Below are 20,644 nucleotides of genomic sequence, written 5' to 3'. Positions count from 1 at the left end.
AGAATCTCTCTCATCACTTGTCGCTGGAGCATGTAAATGAATACCCTAACGTAAGAAAGGTACTTTCCACACTTGGATTACCGCCATTTTCATAACAAGACTCACTGGCTGTAGTTATTTCCTTCGTATTAAAATATACTTTAGAAGCCAATAAGAATAATGTGATGAGGATAATCATTATTAACGCTGTGGTTAAATTGAGTTTTTTTATCATATCCTGCTCCTTATCTCGATTACATTCTATGGAAGCTTTTGAAGTTTCTTATATTTACTATACTGCATTTAATTATTCCATATTATGTATTTTTTTTACAATTCACCCTTTTTGTTAAGACATAATTAACAGGCTGCACCAAATAAAACAAAACTGAACTATTCATCAAAAAAATAGTTCAGTTAAAATACTCTTGTACCGCTTTTTCTTGAAACGCTGCTCAACTTAGTTCTTTGCGATCATCTGCCTCTGGTAACTTCTCAATCCAGCCTTTTTTGACCATTAATTTCCCGAAGAATGCGATAATTTTAAGATCTCTTAGCATTGCCGCATCACAGTGACCAAGTACGTCAAGTCTCATGCTTGTTATCATGGCAGTTGTGTAATACGTCGCTGCTAAGTGAAACAAAAATCCTACATGAAAGGTCATTAATTTTTCTGAAAAGGGTGCTACAACTGACTGTGTTGTTTCTCCATCTAACAGGCTTGGTGCATGAAGATTTTCTTCTTCAAATAATTTGGAGAAAACACCAATATTTTTATGGATTGTATCCGAGCACTGCTCCATAAAATGCAGAATTTCTTTATCCTGCATGACCTGTTTAAAGCCATTAATTAACGTTTTCGTTACGATGCTTTTCTTTAGGTTAAAATAAATATTTCCCGCTTCCATTGTGTTTAATGGTCTTTTATCGCCAAAGGAATCCATAATATACGAAAATTGAGTTGGTGATTTCCCGCCTTGATTCATAGAAAAATAAGGCGAGCGCTGATAAATATCTTTTGATAAAAGCAGTTCAATTGATTTGTTATAAAGATCCATCGTATCGGTATTACATTCATAAAAATGATCTCTTACATCTTTTCTCGCACTTGTACTAAATGAAATGGAATAGCCTGACAACCCATGCAAGGTCATATCATGGATATAAATCAACCAAAAATTGTCAGAAAATAAAGAAGGTGCATTTAGATTAACATCATTTTCTGTGAATCCTATTGGTGCTGCCATATTCTCGGTGTTAAAAAATTCTGTTACCATCTGCAAATGCTTTTCAGATAGTTTCAAAGTAAATTTAAAAAGAGAAAGAATATCTGGGTCTTTTGCTGTCGCTAATACATGTTTACTAATACAAGTCGACATCGTATTTTGAATATATTGTGTCCACAATCCTGTAATTTCAGAAGACGTTAATCTTTCCTTCTTAGTCAAAGCATATACCTCCAGTATCACTTAATTTACAAGTATTTTGCCCTAACTATTCAAGATTATTTACGCTTGTTACAGAGATTGTGATTAATAATTTAAACTTTATTGACCCTTAGTTAATTTAATTTAGTTCAAAATCGTCGGGTGTCCAAATTGCAATATCATTTCCCGGAACTGCAACAATTAACCAGTCATCCCCAGTGTAGCCTTCCCCATCACCAGCTTGCCAACATTCATAATTTTCATCATATCCGTTGATATATAGACATTTTCCTGATTTAAAGGATAGCATTAAAGATGGTGATTTCTCTCCCAAATAAATATCAATAATCTGTTCTCTCCGAATTTCTAAGATCGTGTTAATCGCTTCCTCTTCACTTAGCTCCTTCATATTTTCATATACCCCTAATCCACTCTTTGAATTACTATTTAATACAGCAAACTTGTTTACTTCAATATTGATCCATAATTTATCTGGTTCTTTATCGGAATAATGAATAAAGTATATGAATGTTGCTCTAGGGCCAACACCAAATTTCCTCCCATCTAAGCTGCTGCCTATAAATATTTTTTTCAAAGCACACTAAAGCAAACTCTTTATCTGAAGGTGTTATAATACTCACTCCTCTACTTGGTCAACTATATGATGCAGCATCCTTGGTTGATGCATATTGAATTGTTCTATTAATTCCTTTCCAAAAATAGTTATAGTCTCTTCCCATGGATGTCCCAGCAATCCCCACTCAAACTCTTTCTGAATAAAAAAGTAATAATCTCCATTTGGAAATATAGGTACAATCCACTCATCGAACTCTGATTTAGGAAATTCTAAATGGGGATTTATCCAATAAGAGGGGTGCTGCCAGTCTAATGCATACATATATTCCCCCTTATGTACAAGTGCCTGAAAGGCATGCAGCGACTTAAGCTCTAAGTCATCATATATCTCATCAAAAGTTTCCATATCTTCTGTCCAATTTAAGTAGGAGGAAATATTATATTTGATATACGGACAAGGGATTTTAAAGGCAGGAAATGAAGTCATACTTGGGTTATACCTGAATTCCTTATAGAGTTTCTCCCATGCTTTGTTGTCTTCCTTTGAAGATAATTTAAACCAGTTCTCCATTTAGCTATCCTCCCAAGTATTACTCAGAGTATATTTATTAGTATAAGGAAGAAGAAATAGAAACATAAAGAACGAAGCAAGCTGTGGCAAAAAGTAATGCTGTCTTACCCTTGTTCGTTTTTTTCCACTCGGATATTCCCATTATGATAAATGTTAATCCTAAGAAGCCGAATGTTAATGGCATTAAATCCGTATTATCTGTTATAAGACCATAAATCGCTAAAGATGCTGCACTCAAACTAAAGATTATTCTTAATATGCTAACCAAGCAACAAACACTCCCTTTTTAAATATAAACGACTATAAATATAAGTAACTGACAATTATTTCTCTCCATTATCTATGGCTTCATTAACATTTTCAGTTAAACAGTAGTAATACTTAATCCTCCTTCTGGGCATTTTTTTTAATTAAATATAGGTACATTTCGATAAATAAATCAACAAGCCAAAACAACATACCAATCATAAACGAATACTTAAAAATGAGTGCGGTGGAATAACCTCCTGCATATACACCATATAAAAGCATGAAGAAGAATCCTAATATTAACACCATCTGAATTTTCACCAAGAGTTTTCTCCCTTTTTTTGGATATCAATCACATTATTACATACGAATATGCCTTCTAAAGGTTTCAATTCATCCTTCACTAACAAAACATTCCAACTCAAAAAAATTTACCAACTTGGAATTCTTAAAGTATAATGAAATAAAAATAATATAGGAAAATTCACCTAATCAATTTACTTTTTTTAAGGATTGGTTATATTGGAGTACATTTGATGATCAATGAATTGTTAATGTTTAAATTAATAGTGGCTATAGCTGGTATTTTAAGCTTATTCCTATGCATTTTTGCTCATTTTAAGCTAAAGGGTGCCCCTGGTGTTAGACCCTATAAAGCAGCAGCACTATTATCAGCTTTATTTGCCTTTTTTTATGTCTCTGAATTAAGCAGCACCACACTTAGTGACATAAAATTATGGATTATGATGGAATATCTTGTTATGCCATTCATTCCAGCTTTGCTCTTTATCATGTGTTCCGAATACGTCGGTCAAAAATTAAAGACATGGGTTTATTACCTTCTATTTTCAATCCCATGCTTTACGATATTTATGCAGGCAACAAACAATCTTCATCACCTATACTATTCTTCTGTCGGGTTAAGTAGTGATGCTCCCTTCCCAATCGCAAGAATGGAATACGGTCCGTTTTTTTACATACACGCACTTTATCTGTTCCTTTGTTTAGTTGTAAGTGTTCTAACATTGGCTCGACAATTGAAAAGTGCCTCTTTTATTTTTAGAATTCAGATTTTAGCCATGATGGCTGGCTTGGTTTTCCCAGTTCTTGCTAATTACTTTTATTTAAACGGCTTAAGCCCATACGGTATTGATTTAGGTCCAGTTTCCATGAGTTTATCCTATATTTTCCACTGTATCGCATTGCTATCCTTTAAAATGTTTAATGTGACTCCGATATTTAGAGATACTGTGTTTGATAGAATGCAAGAAGGCGTTATTGTTCTTAATCAAAATGGGATTATCCTAGATTATAATCTGGCAATGCTGCCAATTATTCCAGGCCTCCATGCAGCGGTTATAGGTAAACCAATAACAGCAATTCTGGCAGATAACGGAAGTCTGCAAGCAATTATTGACACGGAAGAAAACTGTGATTACAAATGGATCCATAATAATAAAACCATTTACCATCAAGTTCAATTTTCTGAGATACAAAGTGAAAATTTACTTAAAGTCGGACAAATTGTGACTTTTGTTAATATTACCGAGAAAATAGAACTGCAGGAACAACTAAAGCAGCTTGCATCCATTGACGGACTTACCCAAGTTTATAACCGAACCTATTTTATGAAACTAGCTAATGAACTGCTTCATACGAAAATACATGAGGGAGGAAGCCTCTCGTTAATTATGTTTGATATTGATCATTTTAAAAAGGTCAACGATGATCACGGGCATGAGACTGGAGACATTGTCCTGTCGCATATCGCAAGAATAGCAAAAAAATGCATCCAAGAGTCCGATATTATTGGAAGGTATGGCGGAGAAGAGTTTGTGATATTGTTGCCAAATACCACTAGAGATGAAGCGTATATGCTAGCGAATATCATCCGTGTAAAGGCTCTAGAAAGTCCAAGCAATTCGAACAATACGGTCATTCCGACCACTTTAAGTCTAGGTGTTTCCCATACACTAGTAACACCTTCAAGTACAGGTACTATCAAACACTTAATGAGAGAGGCAGATCAGGCTCTTTATACTGCCAAAAGAAATGGCAGAAATAATGTTCAAATATATTTAAAAGCCGACTCTAAACAAACAATGTAAATACAGGGGAAGGTAATGACACTAAGACATTGACTTCCCTTTTTATTTTGCCTTTCAGCTATTTTCATAGTCTTGGATCAGCATTACTTGAAAATCATTAAGATTTGATACCCAGATAACAGAATCAATATGAATTGTATCACTAACATCAGGCAATTCATTCATAATTCGCTCAGCTGTTTCAAACATAGCAGCCGTTCTATCATCTTCATATGGGATGCCACTTTTAAATAAATTATTGATTTCTTGACCATACGCTTTATTATTTGGAAGTATTTTTACTGTATAGTTTAACTTTCCTGTTTTTTCACTTTTCCAAGACTCCGCTATATAGTGGGTGTTATCAAGGGCATAATGCGTATTCAAATAATTCTCCACATCTATTGCTGTGTCAGCTTCTTCTGGTTCGTTATTTTCATTTGACTGATTTGCATTTGAATCAATGGTTTTTTCTTGTTTCGTCTCTGTGCTATTTTTCGTATCTTGACTTGAATCCTTCTGTTCACTTGTAGTAGCTGCTAGATTTGATTTCTCAACTGTTTCTCCTGTCTGATTTGCACAGGCAACAACTGTTAGCATCATTGTCGCTAAACCAATATATACAGAAGCTTTTTTCATCACTACACTTCCTTTAATTAATATATATCGATGCTAATTAACCTGCTTGTTTTTTTATCTCTGTATAAAACCATTTGACTGCTTAAGGCACAAAATGGAAAATATGTTAAAATATAATTATATTCTATAAAAGGATGTGGGTCAATGAAAGCAAAAGAACATGGTATCTCCATTGTATTAAACCTTTTCTTAGGTTACCTGTGGATTATCTTTGTAAATCATATCGTTGCAATTGCCAATTCCTTTCCTAACACCCTTATATTTGGAGGCTTTTTTATCCTATTGGGAACCTTTTTATTTTGGGGAATTGTTAACCGTATAACTCCATTTAATACGCACCGATTAAATCATCCTGTCCGTATAACAGGTTTTGCTTCCTTCTTCTTCGTTGTGGTCATCTATTTCCTTTGACAAAAGATAAAACGATCATCTGGATTCCATATATGAAAGTTATCCGCAATATAACCGCGCAACCATAGTTTTCCGTCGATTTTCCTTAAATAAAAGCCTTTCGGAAATTCATCGTCCTCTGTTAAAGGTTCAGATGCCACGGTGATAGAACCTTTTGGAGCTTGATGAACCTTGCTAGTATTAGTAGCATCTTCAGGTTGATTTAGATAAGATAATCTTAAATATGGCCCTAGCTCAAGTGGGCAAATATGTAAGCCAAGTTCTGTTGCTTTATGCAGAATTTCAGATGTTGTCGCTCCATTTGGAAACCCAAGATTGCTAACAGCTATTTCAACAGTTTTAAGATTGTATTTATTTGAAGATACAATAAATCTATCATCAGCTAACAACATTTCCCCATACTTATTTATGAAAATAGAAGAATCCTGCAGTGCCTGAATTAGTTGTGATTTAGTAAGGCCGCCTATATTTATGTTTCTAATGATAGTGGGACAGGCAGGATAAACTTGTTTATTTATATTAGCCAAAACATTCTTCCTCTCTATATGTATATTGTTAACTTAAGTTTTTCTATATTCTACACTCTTCACTTAATTCCCTTGTTTAATCTCTCCATAAAAAAAGCAGCTGTTCTGCTGCGACTAATGGTAGCTTAAGCTTTTAAATTCCTCCTTTTCCATTTCTTGATCAGAATTTTAATTAATAACATTACCAGACATAGAATTGGAATAAGAAACTGAAAAACCAGATGAACGTAAAGCGGTACAATCTTTAATCCTATATAAAGATGGATAACAAAGTTGTTCATGAACGCTGCACTGATAAAATATACAGCAAGTAAAAAGGGGATGATCATCATCTGTTTCTTTTTCAGTTTAAATATTTCTGCTAGTCCTTGAATACCTGCATAGGAGAAAATCGTTATTTTTATTAAACCGCCGATAGTAAATACCAAAACGGCTAATAATTCTAGATGCCTGATAAAATTTAAAAAATTAATATGTTCAATTGTCTTCATAAATGGAAAAGTAAAAATTTTAGCTAAATCGGCTGTTAATAGCCCGACATTAAGTACTGCTATAATTATTAAGGTTACTCCTGAAATAAGTACAGCCATCCAACCTTTTTTCTGAAAGGTAGAGAATTTTGTTAAATATTGATAATAACAAATAAAAACGATTACTTCACCAAATGGAAAGGTCATTAAGGTTGGAAAAACAGCCTTTATAACGGGAGAAAAGCCATCTTCTAGCATCGGCCTTAAGTTAGTCCAGTGAAAATCCTCAAGAAAAAACATAAATACGATAACCAATATAAGAAATGTCAACATAATCAGAGTAAGTGCTTGAGATGAGCGACCTAATGTCTCTATATCTAAATAACAAACATAGGCAACCAGCAAAAGAATCGATAATTTAATGACCCAAGCACTGACACTCCATAAAATGACTTCATTAATAAAAAAAGCAAAATCTCCTGTCACACGAGCAGCTAAATACAAAAAATAAAGATAGTAAAGGGTAGAGATCACTATTCCTACAGGACGACTAAATGCATCTTGTAGTATACGTGTGAACGTTTTTCCGGTGCCGCCAGCTCTATACAGTGCTACATAACAAAAATGAATGGCAATACCGATAGCTGTTGCAATACCAATAGCCATCCATGCATCTTTTTTTGCTTCCATTCCCATTCCTAATACGATGGAGCTGCCGAGTTGAAACAATATGATCATCGAAGCAAGCTCTAATGTTTCAATTTTTTTTATTTCCATCCTTAACACCAGCCGCCCATAAGGTTAGTCACTTATATTTATATCTCCGTAATTTCTTACGGTTACATTTGCTGTTATTTCATATTGTGATTTAGCAAAGATTTCTTTTTGCCATAACTTCTCATATTTTTTCCAATTTGATTTATCGTCTATTCTTAATATATCTCCAAAACCGATAAAATCACAATTTAATGTTTGTGATTGGGTTATTAAATCCTTCAAGCTTGCTTCTATGTCCTTTTTCATTAATGTTTCAATCTTTTTTATCTCTTCTGGTTTTGTTATATCCATTTCACAATTAAGCTCATCTAAATCGCCAATTAAATCAACCTTAATCTTGAATTTCGGTATGCCGTTGTTAACCTTTCCATGGATAGACGTTTTAGAATGAATAATTGTTAATCCAAACTCTTCCTTCTGATCAGAACAATAGGAGCTGAAATAGCTATTTTTCAAGGTTCCTTTTATTAAGTAATACGACCTGCTTTGGTTATCATTTAACCAGCCTGAACGTTTGTCTTCATTCATAACAGTCAATCCTGATAGCTCTAAATATGCTTTTGGCGCTATGGACTCCAAGTTACCTTTCTCTTCAGCAACTTTCTTATCCCCAATTAACACTATTGTTGGGATGATTGCTTCCACCCCTCTTGACAGAATATCTGCCTTAAGCTGTGTTGGTAATATTCTTTGATGTGAACCCCAATTTTCCTCGGTGTTCTCAAGTGTTTTTACAATTTCGCTGCCTGGAATGTCCTCCATATGTGGGATAACTTTTAAAGCGTCTCCAGCATTTATGTCTTTTGTGATTAATATATCTAACATGGAGCTTAATCCAGGTTCACGCAATATATAATTGAGTACTCCATTAACTCCGATTGTTTCAGCAACCGACTCTCCAATGATAATCAGCTGAACTTGAGCAGGACTTAATTGTCTAGATATTTTTCTGGATACCATTTCAATTGCCTTGCCCATACTTTTCGCTTCCGTGTCATACACAACTACTGGCAGCTTGTCTGACGGGCTATTAGGAGGCTGCGGATTAATTACTTGTAAGGAGACAACATAATTATCGGCCTCCCTGTCTATTCCAATCGCATAAACAAGGGCAACTTCATTTAATTCATTACGATTAATATTACCCAGTGAAAGTATGGCAAACAGTGAAACGAACGCAATTATGCCTAATGTTTTCATTATGCTCTAATCCTTTGTTATTCTTCTTTTTTGGTTACAGGTTCCTCATGCTGAAACTCATGCTTATTCGTTAACTTCCGTATTGGAAAGCGATAGATAGTATCCTTTTGGTCTTTAGGATTAAAGGGAAAAAGTGGAGCGAAGTAAGGTACACCAAAGGAACGTAAATGGTTAAGATGAAAAACTAACGCTAAAGTTGCAAGAATAATACCATATAAACCCAAAAACGCAGCTATCAAGATAAAGCCGTAACGCAGTGTCCGAACTGCTGTAGCAAGTGTCATAATTGGTGCTACGAAGCTGAATATATATGACATGCTAACTACAAGTAGTGTAGCAGGCTGCACTAGACCCGCTTCAACTGCTGACTGACCAATGATTATCGTCCCAACAATGGACACGACTGAAACCAATCCCTTCGGCAATCGCAGCGCACCTTCAATGATAATTTGGAAAAGAAACATAAAGAGTAATAATTCAACGACTAAAGGTAAAGGCTTGCCTTCCCTTTGAGAAGCCAGGCTTAATATTAAGTCAAAAGGCAATAGTCCTGGATGGTATGTAACAAAGGCTAGATAAAACGCTGGTAAATAAATAGCCAAAGTCAATGCAAATATTCTGAGTAGCCTTGTTACTCCACCATTCACAAAGTAATAATCGTCTGGTGACTGCAAAAACTGTAAAAAAAGTGCTGGTACGACTAACGCATATGGTGTACCCTCAACTAAAATTGCAATTTTTCCATCCGTAATCTCTCCTGTAAGTACATCAGGTCTATCTGTTGTCAAAATAAGTGGAAACGGTGTGAGAAACTGATCGCGAATAAATTCTTCCACATAGTTTGCATCTAATATTTTACTCGTCTTTATTTTCGTTAACCTGTTTTTTAATTCTGCTAAAATCGTTTTATCAACTGAGTTTTCTAAATAGATTATGCAAATATTTGTATTCGTAAGGCTTCCAAACGTATAATTTTCTAATCGAAATTGTTCGTTTTTAATGGCATGCCTCATAATTGCAATATTCGTCGAAAGATTTTCATTAAAACCAATTAAAGGACCTTTTGTAACACGTTGCCCTTCTGCTTCTGTCAAAGACCGTTCCTTCCACTTGGCAACATCAATAGACAGGACATCGTTTATTCCTTCTATGATTACGATTGTTTTGCCATTTAGTAAATCGTGAATAGCATCTTTATATAAATGAAGAGTTGCAATTGACTTAGCCTGAATGATTTCTTTTTGAACAGTTAGCAAAATTTCTTCAGCCTCTACCGCTGGTGTAAGCTGCTGTAATGGTTTAATTATAAAATTTTCTATCTCTTTCTCATCAGCAATGCCTGAAATAAAAACGATTGAACACTCTAATCTGTTCTCCATCAATACATTTAATGTAATGGATCGAACATTTAAGTCAGTTGGATTACCTAAAGAAGCTTTAATATTGTCAGCACTTATACCCTTTAGGCTTGCCTCCATCTTCCATACCTCCAAACATTTATATATTTGTTAATTTTAACTAAGTGGTAGGTTTTTATGTATATTAGTTATGAAGTTATTTAGCTTAGCCTTTAAATAAAAAAACCGGACTATCACGTGAATCTTTTAAAGATTTCCGTGACAGTCCGGTTTAGCTTATACTGAATTACTTAAATACTAGCCTTCAAACCTATCTATTTAACTTGCTAAAGAATTATTTGGTTTCGTCTTCAAGCTAGATTTAGAATACTTTAAATTACTTGCAGCAATTCCTCCTAAAATTATCGCCACTCCTATCCATTGCCAGCCACTTACATCTTCTTTTAGAACAAAGGCAGACATAAGTACAGCTACAGGAAGCTCAGATGCTGTCAGGATTGTACCAAGTCCTGGACCAATCTTTGGCATACCAATTGAAAATAATAATGGTGGCAGTACAGCACCAAAAAAGCCAAGGATTAAGCCGAACTTTGTTACTCCTAGTAATACAGGTAAATCAACTAAATATAATGGTGGAAACACAATAAACACAATGATTAATCCGCCACTAGACAGCAATGCACTTTTTAACAAAGGTGCTGTATCTTTTCCGACAGAACCACTAAGGAAAATAAAAGTAGCAAACGTCACTGCAGAAAGCATTCCCCACATAGCACCTTGCATGGATACGGAAACTCCTGTATCTGAAAGGATTCCTGCAGCTAATAAAGAACCAGCAAGAAGAATAACGATGGCTACCAATTTTTCAAGTGAAGGCTTTTTCTTTAGGAATACTAGCTCTAATAATGATCCAATCCAAATATATTGAAAAAGAAAAATAATAGCCATTGAAGCATGAAGTGATTGCAGCGAATGATAATAGAATATTCCTGTTAAACCAAATGGAACACCTGATAACAGCAGCTTTATCGCTTGATTTCGTGAGATTTGATGTTTTTTTGTTAATGCGACAAGCAGCCAAATAATCACTGTCCCAAATAAATATTGTCCACCTGTTATCTCCTGCACCGAAAATCCAGTGGCGTAAGCAAGTTTAACAAACGTTGATAAGATGCCATAACTGCAGCCACCTAAGAAAACAATTAATACATAATGCCAGTTTTTCATACTAGCCCCTCCTTTTTGCATAAAAAAAGCCACACAAATGTCCTAAGACACTTGTGTGGCGAAAATAGAGCTTACTCTAGAAAAATCCACGAACAAAAAAATTTTAGTATGTTAATTCCGTTTTTCATTATAAAATCAACATTTATTGTTGTCAATACCAACTTGTTAATTATTGGCACAAAACTTGCCAACAATCTTTTCAAGGCGCTTAGTTTCTTGTGGAGAATTTTTTTCATTCAGTCTGGCGCCTGCAATAATTGGCAGCCATTCTAAAATAGCCTTTTCAGATAAATTGGTCCTATCACAGTAGGAGCGAAGATATAATTCTGCTAATTCATGGGAATAGGATGAAAATAATAAATAGCTGCGACAAACGTCTGCTCTCGGATCACCAGCACTCGCATCTACCCAGTCAATTATACTTATCGTCTCATTACTTATACAAGTAAATTATATGGATGGAAGTCACCATGACATAGTTTAGAGTCATATTGTAGGGATCTTAATCTACTTAAAAGTTTAATCTTTTGTTCTTCGCCTAAAGTACGGGCTGAATTAATTTGGCGGTTCAATTTTTCTGCCATTGATTCTATTTCATCGGAATTTATTTCAACTGTATGTATCTCGTTCTGCATATTAACGAGGATGCTTATATAATGCTCGACAGACTCGAGATTGTCCTGAATAAGCTGACCAAGCGTTTCGCCGTTTATGTGTTCCATAATAATAGCCTGTGTTCCATTTATTTTGGTAACTTCAAACACCTTCGGGACATTAAGGCCACACGAATAAGCAAACTTTTGTTTTGTAGCTTCATACAAGGCTTCATTTGGTGGTAAATATTCTTTAAACAGCTTCACTATTTTATTATTGCACATAAATATATCAGCGGTATTACCAGTAGCAATCAGACTTCCTAATTCCACAAACTTCTCTCCCCTCAAGCAGTATCCATTATATTAAAACGCTTACTTTACTCTTTTAATATTAATTTTTTAATAATAAATCAGCTACCAAACCTGGCAACTGATTTGTTAATCGTTAGTTAGTTTCTTGTTTTTCTTTATAAGTGATTCTTATTTAACTAAAATTTGATTGTAAATATGATGCTCCATATGCTCGAGATAATCCTGTATCAGCCATTCTAATGTCTTTTTTTCATTATTTCCGATATCACAGAGGTAAGTTAATTTTTCAGGTGGAATGTTTTGCAATACATTTACAATTTGCTTATTTAACGTTTGAAAAAGAGTGATTATATCCTGTAGAGGTCTTTCTTGATAATTCTGGAGTATCACCCATTGCACCTGATTATAAGGCTGCACCACAAATGGCTGTTCTTCATATTGAACCTTTATAAATCTGCCGAGATTATTTATTGCAGAGTCACACAGATGTCCTAATATCTCTTTTTTCGACCATTTGTTTGGTGCATGCCTGTAAGATACTTCTGTTACTGCCATAGAAGTGAACTCCTTTGGTAAAACCTGTATCCAATGGTTAATTCCCGCAATTACTTTCTCCATTATTTCCCCCCCTGTAAGAAACAGTGTACTTATCTAAAGACCTTCTACGATTATATTGCATTGTAACAACAATCATTCAACCTGAAGAAAGCAATTGATTGTACAACCAAATTCTAATCAATACGTATACAGACTAACTTCACCCCCCGTAGGAAAAGATAACTAGAGTTGTTCCTACCTAATGATTAAAGCCAATTTACACTTACAATACTTTTCACAGATGGCATCTCGATAATGCCTTCACTTGAAGTGAAATGACCACCATTAGGCAGTAAAACAAGTGGTATTTCAAGTTCTTCAGCCAACCTACTCGTGGTTTCCCAACTAACAATTTCATCTGTTCTCGAGGCGATCATATAGGACGAGCCCAATAAGCTTTTAACTTTGTTTAATTCTATATCATGAAAATAAGAATCGAATGGAGGAAAGTCAGCGATTTTCTCCGCAAATCCTGAGACCAACACTGCTCCAGCTATGTTAATATTATGTCGCAATAAATACCTTAAAAGTGTGATACAACCTAGACTATGACAAATAAAATAGGCGTTTTCAGGAGTATTTATACCATTATCTAGATCACTGTCCCACTGCTTCACATCTGCCACTGTGGCGTCCGTGTATTCTACTATTTTTATATCAAAATAATTTACAAAGTGTTTTTCAATATCGGCCAGCCAATTTATCTCAGGTGATCCACCAAAGCCGTCAATTAAATAAAGTTTTTTCATTCGTTCTTCTCCCTTAAAAACAAGCACTTTTGTTTATTACTCATTCTGCTACTGCAATAACAAATTCAATGCCTGTTGGTACTCTTTGAAGTGGTTCTTTATATTCCTTGAATAGGAACTTAACCGCAGACATATCGTCTGGTAATGGCGGTGAAACTGTGTAAGTATGTGACATATGGCCATCAGAACCTCCTCCTCCTATGTCTCTGCAGTCATACTCCACCCCATTATTTTCGATAGACAGCTCTAAAAAAGTAAATTCATGTAGATATTCTCCATTTTCTTGTGGTTCTTTATCCATTGTCAAATTTACGATACTAGCATTTTCATATTGCCGTACAAATGTTACAGTGAAAAATAGATTATCTCTTTCACATGACTTTAATATCGGGATATTTTTACGAAATCCTTTTGGGTCTGGATATGGCTTAAATAGGTCTTCATGCAATAAATGATGAAATAACCCGTCTAAGAAGTCCTCATATAAATCGTATTTTGTAGACCATGAAGCTATAAGCTGAGGGGATGGAAAACTAGATTTACTTGCTATACTTTTTCGTTTGTTAATTAATCCACATATTTGTTCATCAATTTTTTCAAGACGACTATCATATTGCTCTCGTTTATCTGTCATTTTGCTTCCTCCTCCTAATAATTGATAAGTTAATTCTAGCATAATTTGGAAGTGTCGGAACTGAACAGCATAGACTTTATGTATTTAACAATAATAAGTAAAAATATGCTAATATTTACATTAATCAGTTAGCTAAGGAGGTTACTATAATGAGCTATTCTTCAATAAACTTTCAAGATAAATTTGCAAAATTTACGGATCAATGGTCACCAAAAGTCATTGCCGAAATGAATGACTATCAATTTAAATTAGTTAAGGTGCTTGGTGAGTTTGTTTGGCATAAGCATGAAGAAACAGATGAAGTGTTTATTGTAATGGAAGGCATATTAATCATCGAATTCAGGGATGGTAAAGTTCCATTAAAGGCAGGAGAAATGTTTGTTATTCCGAAGAATGTTGAACATAAGCCATTTGCTGCTTCGGAATGCAAAATTATGCTTGTTGAACCTAAAGGTGTAGTTAATACTGGCGAGGAAAGAACCTCCCAAACAGCAGAAAATGATGTTTGGATATAACAAAAGAATCTATTAAGCTATATAATTAGTACCATGTCGAATAAAGAAAACTCAAAACATGAAAATCGAACTATTAATTGGAAAACGTATAAATAGTTCGATTTTGATTAGGTTTACATACTTATGTCACAACTTCTATATAATACAGTCTTATTCAGTAGTATTAATTTAGACTGTTTTTCCACTTTTCCATTAAATTATCCACTCGATTGACTATATGCTGCTCTGAAATAGTCTTTATGCTGCGGTCCTTTACAATCTGTTTGCCATCTACGGTTACATCCGTTATGGCATTGGACTGGAGGGAATAAACTACGTTGGCAAATAATTCTGTTTTTGGGGACAGTGATAAATCATTTAAATCCAAGACTACGAAGTCTGCCTTCATTCCTGCTTTTATCTCACCTGTTGACAGCTGCAGCATTTCCGCTCCTGCTTTAGTTCCCATGTTGTACACTTGCTTGGCATTAATACAGGTACCATCAAGGCGCGTGACCTTTTGCAGAAGAGAGCACATTCTCATTTCTTCAAAAATACTGATGCGATTATTGCTGCAGGCTCCATCTGATCCAAGCGAAATACGGACACCTGCGTTAAGTAAATCAGGTATTCTTGTCACTCCGTCAGATAAAAACATATTACTTGAAGGGCAATAAGCAAGTGCTGTTTTTCTTTGTCCTAATAACTTGATTTCACTGTTATCCAACCAAACAAGATGGATAGCAATCATACTATCATCGACAACACCAAGAGAATCAAGATAATGTACTGGGCGTAAGCCAAACTTTTCAAGGGTTTCATCGACTTCAAACATTTCCTCTGCAACATGAATATGAAACGGTGTATTTAATTCCTTCGCAAGACGGTGTCCTGCCTTAATCATTTCCGGTGATGCGGCGTGAGGACTATGTGGTGCAGGATGAATGGACACCATAGAGTCGCCTTGATACTTGATTGCAAGCTGTCTTGTTCTGTTAACAGCCTCTGTGACACTTTCTTGATAACTGATTGGAGCGCCGTTCCAATCATACATCGTTCTTGCGAAAACAAGACGGATTCCAATATCCTTTGCTGCTTGAATCACCGCTTCATCTGTGGCAATTCCGCCATTATGGACATAAAAAAAATCACTGACAGTTGTTACACCGTATTTCAGCATCTCGCCAAACGCAAATAGCGCTCCCGTATAAATTGCTTCCTCATCCAATAATGGTGTATAACGGTATAATGCTTGATCTCTCCATTCTAAAAATGGACGATCCACAGCAATTCCTCTCAGTAAGCTTTGAAACGAGTGATTATGAGCATTAACTGTTCCAGGCATAATCGCCTTGTCCTTCCACTCCACCACAGGTGTTCCTTTATGTTTTTCAATTAACTGTTTCTTTGGTCCAATTTCTTTTATAACACCATCTAAAACATAAATAGCCTGATTCTTTAGAAATTGATTATTTATATAAATAGAATCTGCTGCATATATCATCCTCATCTATTACGCTCCTTTACACATCTAGTTTTTCGTCTAATAAAAGAATCGAATGCAGCAGCACATTTGCCGCCTTTTCTATGTCCTTTAACCGGCTTTCTTCCTCTGGACAGTGGCTTTTTCCTCCAACACTTGGAACAAATATCATGCCGCTTCTTGTTATTGCAGCCATATGTGCCGCATCATGTCCTGCCATGCTGCCAAGTACTAAATAAGGAAAATGTAGAAGCTCGGCACTAGTTTTTATTGCTTCCATAACAACTTCATCCATCTCTGCTGGTGCTTGCTCCAACACCATCTTTCTTTCTATTTGCACAGCTCGTTTCTCCTTACAAGCCAAGCATTCGCGCGTAAAAGCTGTTAATACCTCCTTTATTTCAAGCGATGTTTTCCCTCTTATTTCTAATGACATTATTACTTTATCCGGGATAATATTTGGTGCATTTGGACTAACAATTAGCTTACCAATCGTGCCAACTGCTTCATTTGAAGGGTGCCTTAAACAGGCAGCTTCTAACGCTAATACAAGCTCTGATGCTGCAGTTAAGGCATCCCTTCTATCTTCCATTAACGTAGTTCCGGCGTGATTGGCTTCACCGATAACTGTTATTTGTTCACGATAGATACCTGTTATAGCCGTTACAATCCCGATAGGTATGGCATGGTTGACAAGCCTTTTGCCTTGTTCAATATGCACCTCTAAATAGGCACTCAGTTCTTTCGGTTGTCTTTTGCAGTTCGCAAATTGCTCTGGATTGCCCCCCGCAGATCGTAATGCATCTGTGAGCTTTGTGCCTGCTGCATCTGCGACATCGATAATATTAGCTCTCGTCAATTTGCCGCTGACCGCCCTGCTGCCAAATGTTGACAAGCCAAAAGGATTAGGTTCTTCTGCACTAAATGAAACGAACTCGAGTGGATGCCTTGTCACTACGCCGTTGTCTGCCAATATTCTCAATACTTCAATAGCCATTAATACTCCAAGTGCTCCATCATATTTCCCTCCGTTTGGAACTGTATCGATATGTGAGCCAAACACAATACTCGGAAGATCCCTTGACCCAGTTCGTTTCCCCCAAATATTTGCTGCTTCGTCCACTCTTACAACCAAGTCCAATTGGTCAAGACGACTTTTCAGCCATTTCCTAGCTGCTAATTCACTTGAAGTAAAGGTGGTCCGATCAAGACCACCTTTGGCGTTTTTACCGAATTGCCCAAGTTCTTCAATGTCTGCTTTCAGTCGAGCTAAATTGATGGAAATCTTCCCTTTTTGCAATACTTGCACCACCTTTAACAACCACTTTGCCATTCTTAACCACAGTATCTACTAAATTAACAGCATAATTGTATTGCAGGGTTTGATAATTACGTGCATCAAATAAAATGACATCCGCCTTTTTCCCAACTTCAATACTGCCAATTTCATGTGCTCTGTTGATAGCATGTGCTGCATTAATGGTACAGGCTGCCAACACTTCCTCTGGTGTCATTTTCATTGTTAAGCATGCTAGATTCATAATAAACGGCAATGATTCTGTCGGTGAAGAGCCTGGATTTCGATCTGTTGACAGGGCAACAGCAACACCAGCTTCGATCATTTTTCTTGCATTAGCAGGCTCTGCCATCAAAAAGAAGGCTGTTCCAGGTAAAAGCACGGCAATTACGCCTTTTTCCGCCATTTCCTGGATCCCTTGTTCTGAAGCTCTTAACAAATGGTCTGCAGAAACAGCCCCTATCTCTGCTGCTAACTCAGCACCGCCAAATGGAACAATTTCATCTGCATGAATCTTTGGCAATAACCCAAGCTTTTTGCCTTCCGCTAAAATTATCCTGGACTGTTCCACAGTGAAAACACCCTCTTCACAAAACACATCACAAAACTCTGCTAGCTTTTCCTTCGCAACAAGCGGAAGCATTTCCTCGATTATTAATTGGACAAATTCATCAGGGTTTTCCTTGTACTCATATGGGACAGCATGTGCTCCCATAAATGTTGAGACTAGATCAATCGGGTGAATTTCATTCAGTTTTTTGGCAACCCTGAGCTGCTTCAACTCATCCTCTGTTGTCAGCCCATAGCCGCTTTTCGCCTCTATCGTTGTTACACCATATTGCAGGAAGCGGTCTAGACGCGGAACCGTCTCCTTGATTAGTTGTTGTTCAGTTGCTTGCCGTGTTTCGGTAGTAGTACTTAAAATACCGCCTCCTGCTTTTAATATATCCATGTATTTTGCACCCTTTAAGCGCATTTCTAATTCCTTTTCACGACTTCCAGCAAAAACGATATGTGTATGTGGATCAATTAAGCCCGGAGTTACTACCTTTCCCTCTGCGTTAATTACGTCAACTTGTTCACTTATTCTACTAACGTATTGCTCTACTACTTGATTGGCGCCAACAAAGACAATTCTGTCCTTTTTTATTAGCACACTGCCATTTTCTATTACACCGATATCAGCCATTTCTTGGCCTATTTTTGGTTTATTACTGCTTCCGCTTACGGTAATAACTTGGGATGCATTTTTAATGTATAGGTATTCAGACATTTTATCTCAACCTTTTACTTTAGATTTGGGATATTGATTCCTTTATCCTGCGCTGTATCAATTGCTAATTCATAGCCTGCATCTACATGGCGGACAACACCCATTCCTGGATCTGTTGTAAGTACTCTTTCAAGCCGCTGCCCTGCTAAATCTGTGCCATCTGCGACTACAACCATTCCAGCATGAAGAGAATAACCCATCCCTACTCCCCCGCCATGGTGTACAGATACCCAGCTTGCACCTGCAGCAGTATTAAGTAACGCATTTAAGATTGGCCAGTCTGCAACTGCATCACTGCCATCCTTCATTGCTTCCGTTTCACGATTTGGCGAGGCAACAGAACCTGCATCTAAATGATCTCTTCCAATCACGATTGGTGCAGACAGCTCACCGCTTGCAACCATATCATTAATGATTTTTCCAAATTTGGCACGCTCCCCGTAGCCTAACCAGCAAATCCGTGCAGGTAGTCCTTGGAATTCAATCTTTTCTCTTGCCATCCTAATCCAATTGCATAAGTGCTCATTATTAGAAAACTCTCTTAAGATAACTTCATCTGTTTTATAAATATCTTCTGGATCACCAGATAAAGCTACCCAGCGGAACGGTCCCTTTCCTTCACAAAACTGGGGGCGAATAAAGGCAGGTACAAAGCCTGGGAAAGCAAAGGCATTTTCCACGCCTTCATCAAAAGCAACCTGCCTGATATTATTGCCATAATCAAAAACGATGGCACCTTTTTGCTGCATCTCCAGCATTGCTTGAACATGAACGGCCATGCTAGCCTTTGATTTTTTTATATATTCAGCTCCGTTTTCTTTGCGTAACTTTTCCCCATCCTCTAAAGAAAACCCAATTGGTAAATAGCCATGAAGCGGATCATGGGCAGACGTTTGATCTGTTACGATATCTGGAATAAATCTGCGTTTAATCATGGCTGGAAGCACTTCAGCAGCATTGCCGACTACCCCAATGGATAGCGGTTTTCCTGCTTTTTTTGCTTCTTCCGCTTTAGCGATTGCTTCATCCAATGTTTCTACAAGAGCATCACAATAGCGTGTTTTTATCCGCTTTTCAATGCGGCTCCTGTCAACATCGATGCCAATTAATACACCGCCTGCCATCGTGACAGCTAAAGGCTGGGCTCCACCCATTCCGCCAAGCCCTGCTGTTACAGTAACTGTCCCCTTTAATGTTCCATTAAAATGCTGGTTAGCACATTCAGCAAATGTTTCATATGTTCCTTGAACGATTCCTTGTGTGCCAATATAAATCCAGCTTCCAGCTGTCATTTGTCCATACATCATTAAGCCCTTTTTATCAAGTTCGTGAAAGGTTTCCCAATTCGCCCACGCTGGCACAATATTAGAATTGGCTAACAAGACACGTGGTGCAGCTTCATGCGTTTTGAAGATGGCGACTGGTTTGCCTGATTGTACTAACAAGGTTTCGTTGTCCTCTAGCGATTTTAAGGATGCAACAATATTCTCGAATGCAGTCCAGTTTCGGGCAGCCTTCCCGATGCCACCGTAAACAACCAGATTTTCAGGATGCTCCGCAACTGCCGGATCTAAGTTGTTCATTAACATTCTTAATACCGCTTCCTGTTCCCAGCCTTTTGTATTTAATGTAGTTCCTCGAGGGGCGCGAATTATTTTGTTTTTCCCTTCCATGCTTCTACCTCCTATATTCTTTAACATTATATTTATTG

General features: G+C 36.6%; 22 protein-coding genes and 1 pseudogene. 3 read left to right on the top strand and 20 right to left on the bottom strand.

Annotation, left to right across the window (positions count from 1 at the left end; translation table 11 throughout):
- Positions 1-13: 13 nt before the first annotated feature.
- From CEQ21_RS03385 to CEQ21_RS03360, 6 genes are all read right to left on the bottom strand, one after another.
- Positions 14-214, bottom strand: coding sequence for a hypothetical protein (locus CEQ21_RS03385; protein ID WP_185763244.1), 201 nt, complete (start codon positions 212-214; stop codon positions 14-16).
- Positions 215-434: 220 nt separating this feature from the next.
- The gene (locus CEQ21_RS03380; protein ID WP_185763243.1) at positions 435-1,427 is read right to left on the bottom strand and encodes a DUF3231 family protein; all 993 of its coding nucleotides are present in this window, start codon (positions 1,425-1,427) and stop codon (positions 435-437) included.
- A gap of 118 nt (positions 1,428-1,545) precedes the next feature.
- On the bottom strand, positions 1,546-2,001 hold the full coding sequence (locus tag CEQ21_RS03375; RefSeq protein WP_185763242.1) for a hypothetical protein: 456 nt from the start codon (positions 1,999-2,001) through the stop codon (positions 1,546-1,548).
- Between the two features lie 42 nt (positions 2,002-2,043).
- Positions 2,044-2,553, bottom strand: coding sequence for a DUF2716 domain-containing protein (locus tag CEQ21_RS03370; RefSeq protein ID WP_185763241.1), 510 nt, complete (start codon positions 2,551-2,553; stop codon positions 2,044-2,046).
- A gap of 37 nt (positions 2,554-2,590) precedes the next feature.
- A complete protein-coding gene (locus CEQ21_RS03365; protein ID WP_185763240.1) occupies positions 2,591-2,821 on the bottom strand; it encodes a YczI family protein in 231 nt (76 codons plus the stop codon).
- Positions 2,822-2,934: 113 nt separating this feature from the next.
- A complete protein-coding gene (locus CEQ21_RS03360; RefSeq protein ID WP_185763239.1) occupies positions 2,935-3,123 on the bottom strand; it encodes a hypothetical protein in 189 nt (62 codons plus the stop codon).
- 215 nt (positions 3,124-3,338) lie between these two features.
- Here CEQ21_RS03360 and CEQ21_RS03355 point away from each other — a divergent pair, with 215 nt between their 5' ends.
- Positions 3,339-4,910 carry a histidine kinase N-terminal 7TM domain-containing diguanylate cyclase gene (locus CEQ21_RS03355; RefSeq protein ID WP_185763238.1) on the top strand — a complete coding sequence of 524 codons (1,572 nt, stop codon included), beginning with the start codon at positions 3,339-3,341 and terminating at the stop codon, positions 4,908-4,910.
- Between the two features lie 54 nt (positions 4,911-4,964).
- On the opposite strand, the gene CEQ21_RS03350 is transcribed toward CEQ21_RS03355, so the two are convergent.
- Positions 4,965-5,528 carry a hypothetical protein gene (locus CEQ21_RS03350; RefSeq protein ID WP_185763237.1) on the bottom strand — a complete coding sequence of 188 codons (564 nt, stop codon included), beginning with the start codon at positions 5,526-5,528 and terminating at the stop codon, positions 4,965-4,967.
- 144 nt (positions 5,529-5,672) lie between these two features.
- On the opposite strand from CEQ21_RS03350, the gene CEQ21_RS03345 reads away from it, so the two are divergent.
- On the top strand, positions 5,673-5,939 hold the full coding sequence (locus tag CEQ21_RS03345; RefSeq protein WP_185763236.1) for a hypothetical protein: 267 nt from the start codon (positions 5,673-5,675) through the stop codon (positions 5,937-5,939).
- On the opposite strand, the gene CEQ21_RS03340 is transcribed toward CEQ21_RS03345, so the two are convergent.
- The 9 genes and pseudogenes from CEQ21_RS03340 to CEQ21_RS03300 all read right to left on the bottom strand — a co-directional run bounded on the left by CEQ21_RS03340 (position 5,927) and on the right by CEQ21_RS03300 (position 14,386).
- Entirely contained in the window at positions 5,927-6,466 is a 540-nt protein-coding gene (locus tag CEQ21_RS03340; protein WP_185763235.1) for a helicase, read from the bottom strand. The two genes, CEQ21_RS03345 and CEQ21_RS03340, sit on opposite strands and share 13 nt — an antisense overlap.
- 125 nt (positions 6,467-6,591) lie before the next feature.
- A complete protein-coding gene (locus tag CEQ21_RS03335; protein ID WP_185763234.1) occupies positions 6,592-7,713 on the bottom strand; it encodes a GerAB/ArcD/ProY family transporter in 1,122 nt (373 codons plus the stop codon).
- A 24-nt stretch (positions 7,714-7,737) separates the two neighbouring features.
- Positions 7,738-8,913, bottom strand: coding sequence for a Ger(x)C family spore germination protein (locus CEQ21_RS03330; protein ID WP_185763233.1), 1,176 nt, complete (start codon positions 8,911-8,913; stop codon positions 7,738-7,740).
- Positions 8,914-8,930: 17 nt separating this feature from the next.
- Positions 8,931-10,391, bottom strand: coding sequence for a spore germination protein (locus CEQ21_RS03325; RefSeq protein WP_185763232.1), 1,461 nt, complete (start codon positions 10,389-10,391; stop codon positions 8,931-8,933).
- 198 nt (positions 10,392-10,589) lie between these two features.
- Positions 10,590-11,498, bottom strand: coding sequence for a DMT family transporter (locus tag CEQ21_RS03320; protein ID WP_185763231.1), 909 nt, complete (start codon positions 11,496-11,498; stop codon positions 10,590-10,592).
- Positions 11,499-11,663: 165 nt separating this feature from the next.
- Positions 11,664-12,424: pseudogene (locus tag CEQ21_RS03315) on the bottom strand (phosphotransferase).
- Between the two features lie 150 nt (positions 12,425-12,574).
- The gene (locus CEQ21_RS03310) at positions 12,575-13,024 is read right to left on the bottom strand and encodes a DinB family protein (protein ID WP_185763230.1); all 450 of its coding nucleotides are present in this window, start codon (positions 13,022-13,024) and stop codon (positions 12,575-12,577) included.
- A gap of 185 nt (positions 13,025-13,209) precedes the next feature.
- A complete protein-coding gene (locus CEQ21_RS03305) occupies positions 13,210-13,752 on the bottom strand; it encodes an RBBP9/YdeN family alpha/beta hydrolase (RefSeq protein ID WP_185763229.1) in 543 nt (180 codons plus the stop codon).
- Between the two features lie 40 nt (positions 13,753-13,792).
- Positions 13,793-14,386, bottom strand: coding sequence for a hypothetical protein (locus CEQ21_RS03300; RefSeq protein ID WP_185763228.1), 594 nt, complete (start codon positions 14,384-14,386; stop codon positions 13,793-13,795).
- A gap of 149 nt (positions 14,387-14,535) precedes the next feature.
- On the opposite strand from CEQ21_RS03300, the gene CEQ21_RS03295 reads away from it, so the two are divergent.
- Positions 14,536-14,901 carry a cupin domain-containing protein gene (locus CEQ21_RS03295; protein WP_185763227.1) on the top strand — a complete coding sequence of 122 codons (366 nt, stop codon included), beginning with the start codon at positions 14,536-14,538 and terminating at the stop codon, positions 14,899-14,901.
- A gap of 163 nt (positions 14,902-15,064) precedes the next feature.
- Here CEQ21_RS03295 and CEQ21_RS03290 read toward each other — a convergent pair whose 3' ends face one another.
- From CEQ21_RS03290 to hutU, 4 genes are read right to left on the bottom strand one after another with little or no spacing between them, the layout of a single operon-like run.
- Positions 15,065-16,390: an amidohydrolase family protein gene (locus tag CEQ21_RS03290; RefSeq protein WP_185763226.1), complete on the bottom strand. Its 1,326-nt coding sequence runs from the start codon at positions 16,388-16,390 to the stop codon at positions 15,065-15,067.
- 13 nt (positions 16,391-16,403) lie between these two features.
- Entirely contained in the window at positions 16,404-17,663 is a 1,260-nt protein-coding gene (locus CEQ21_RS03285) for a Zn-dependent hydrolase (protein WP_235907151.1), read from the bottom strand.
- Complete coding sequence (gene hutI / locus CEQ21_RS03280; RefSeq protein ID WP_185763224.1) at positions 17,611-18,933, bottom strand: imidazolonepropionase; 1,323 nt, start codon at positions 18,931-18,933, stop codon at positions 17,611-17,613. Before hutI ends, CEQ21_RS03285 begins: the two co-directional genes overlap by 53 nt.
- 14 nt (positions 18,934-18,947) lie before the next feature.
- Entirely contained in the window at positions 18,948-20,606 is a 1,659-nt protein-coding gene (gene hutU / locus CEQ21_RS03275) for a urocanate hydratase (RefSeq protein WP_185763223.1), read from the bottom strand.
- Positions 20,607-20,644 lie beyond the last annotated feature (38 nt).

The organism is Niallia circulans (assembly GCF_007273535.1).
GTDB lineage: Bacteria > Bacillota > Bacilli > Bacillales > Cytobacillaceae > Niallia > Niallia circulans_B.
This window is presented reverse-complemented; position numbering and strand designations above follow the sequence as displayed.

Coding starts and splice junctions, on each gene's coding strand:
- CEQ21_RS03310 (WP_185763230.1), bottom strand. CDS start 13,024: ATGGAGAAAGTAATTGCGGGAATTAACCATTGGATACAGGTTTTACCA.
- CEQ21_RS03295 (WP_185763227.1), top strand. CDS start 14,536: ATGAGCTATTCTTCAATAAACTTTCAAGATAAATTTGCAAAATTTACG.
- CEQ21_RS03345 (WP_185763236.1), top strand. CDS start 5,673: ATGAAAGCAAAAGAACATGGTATCTCCATTGTATTAAACCTTTTCTTA.
- CEQ21_RS03385 (WP_185763244.1), bottom strand. CDS start 214: ATGATAAAAAAACTCAATTTAACCACAGCGTTAATAATGATTATCCTC.
- hutI (WP_185763224.1), bottom strand. CDS start 18,933: ATGTCTGAATACCTATACATTAAAAATGCATCCCAAGTTATTACCGTA.
- CEQ21_RS03290 (WP_185763226.1), bottom strand. CDS start 16,390: ATGAGGATGATATATGCAGCAGATTCTATTTATATAAATAATCAATTT.
- CEQ21_RS03335 (WP_185763234.1), bottom strand. CDS start 7,713: ATGGAAATAAAAAAAATTGAAACATTAGAGCTTGCTTCGATGATCATA.
- CEQ21_RS03370 (WP_185763241.1), bottom strand. CDS start 2,553: ATGGAGAACTGGTTTAAATTATCTTCAAAGGAAGACAACAAAGCATGG.
- CEQ21_RS03300 (WP_185763228.1), bottom strand. CDS start 14,386: ATGACAGATAAACGAGAGCAATATGATAGTCGTCTTGAAAAAATTGAT.
- CEQ21_RS03355 (WP_185763238.1), top strand. CDS start 3,339: ATGATCAATGAATTGTTAATGTTTAAATTAATAGTGGCTATAGCTGGT.
- CEQ21_RS03305 (WP_185763229.1), bottom strand. CDS start 13,752: ATGAAAAAACTTTATTTAATTGACGGCTTTGGTGGATCACCTGAGATA.
- CEQ21_RS03350 (WP_185763237.1), bottom strand. CDS start 5,528: ATGAAAAAAGCTTCTGTATATATTGGTTTAGCGACAATGATGCTAACA.
- hutU (WP_185763223.1), bottom strand. CDS start 20,606: ATGGAAGGGAAAAACAAAATAATTCGCGCCCCTCGAGGAACTACATTA.
- CEQ21_RS03330 (WP_185763233.1), bottom strand. CDS start 8,913: ATGAAAACATTAGGCATAATTGCGTTCGTTTCACTGTTTGCCATACTT.
- CEQ21_RS03325 (WP_185763232.1), bottom strand. CDS start 10,391: ATGGAGGCAAGCCTAAAGGGTATAAGTGCTGACAATATTAAAGCTTCT.
- CEQ21_RS03320 (WP_185763231.1), bottom strand. CDS start 11,498: ATGAAAAACTGGCATTATGTATTAATTGTTTTCTTAGGTGGCTGCAGT.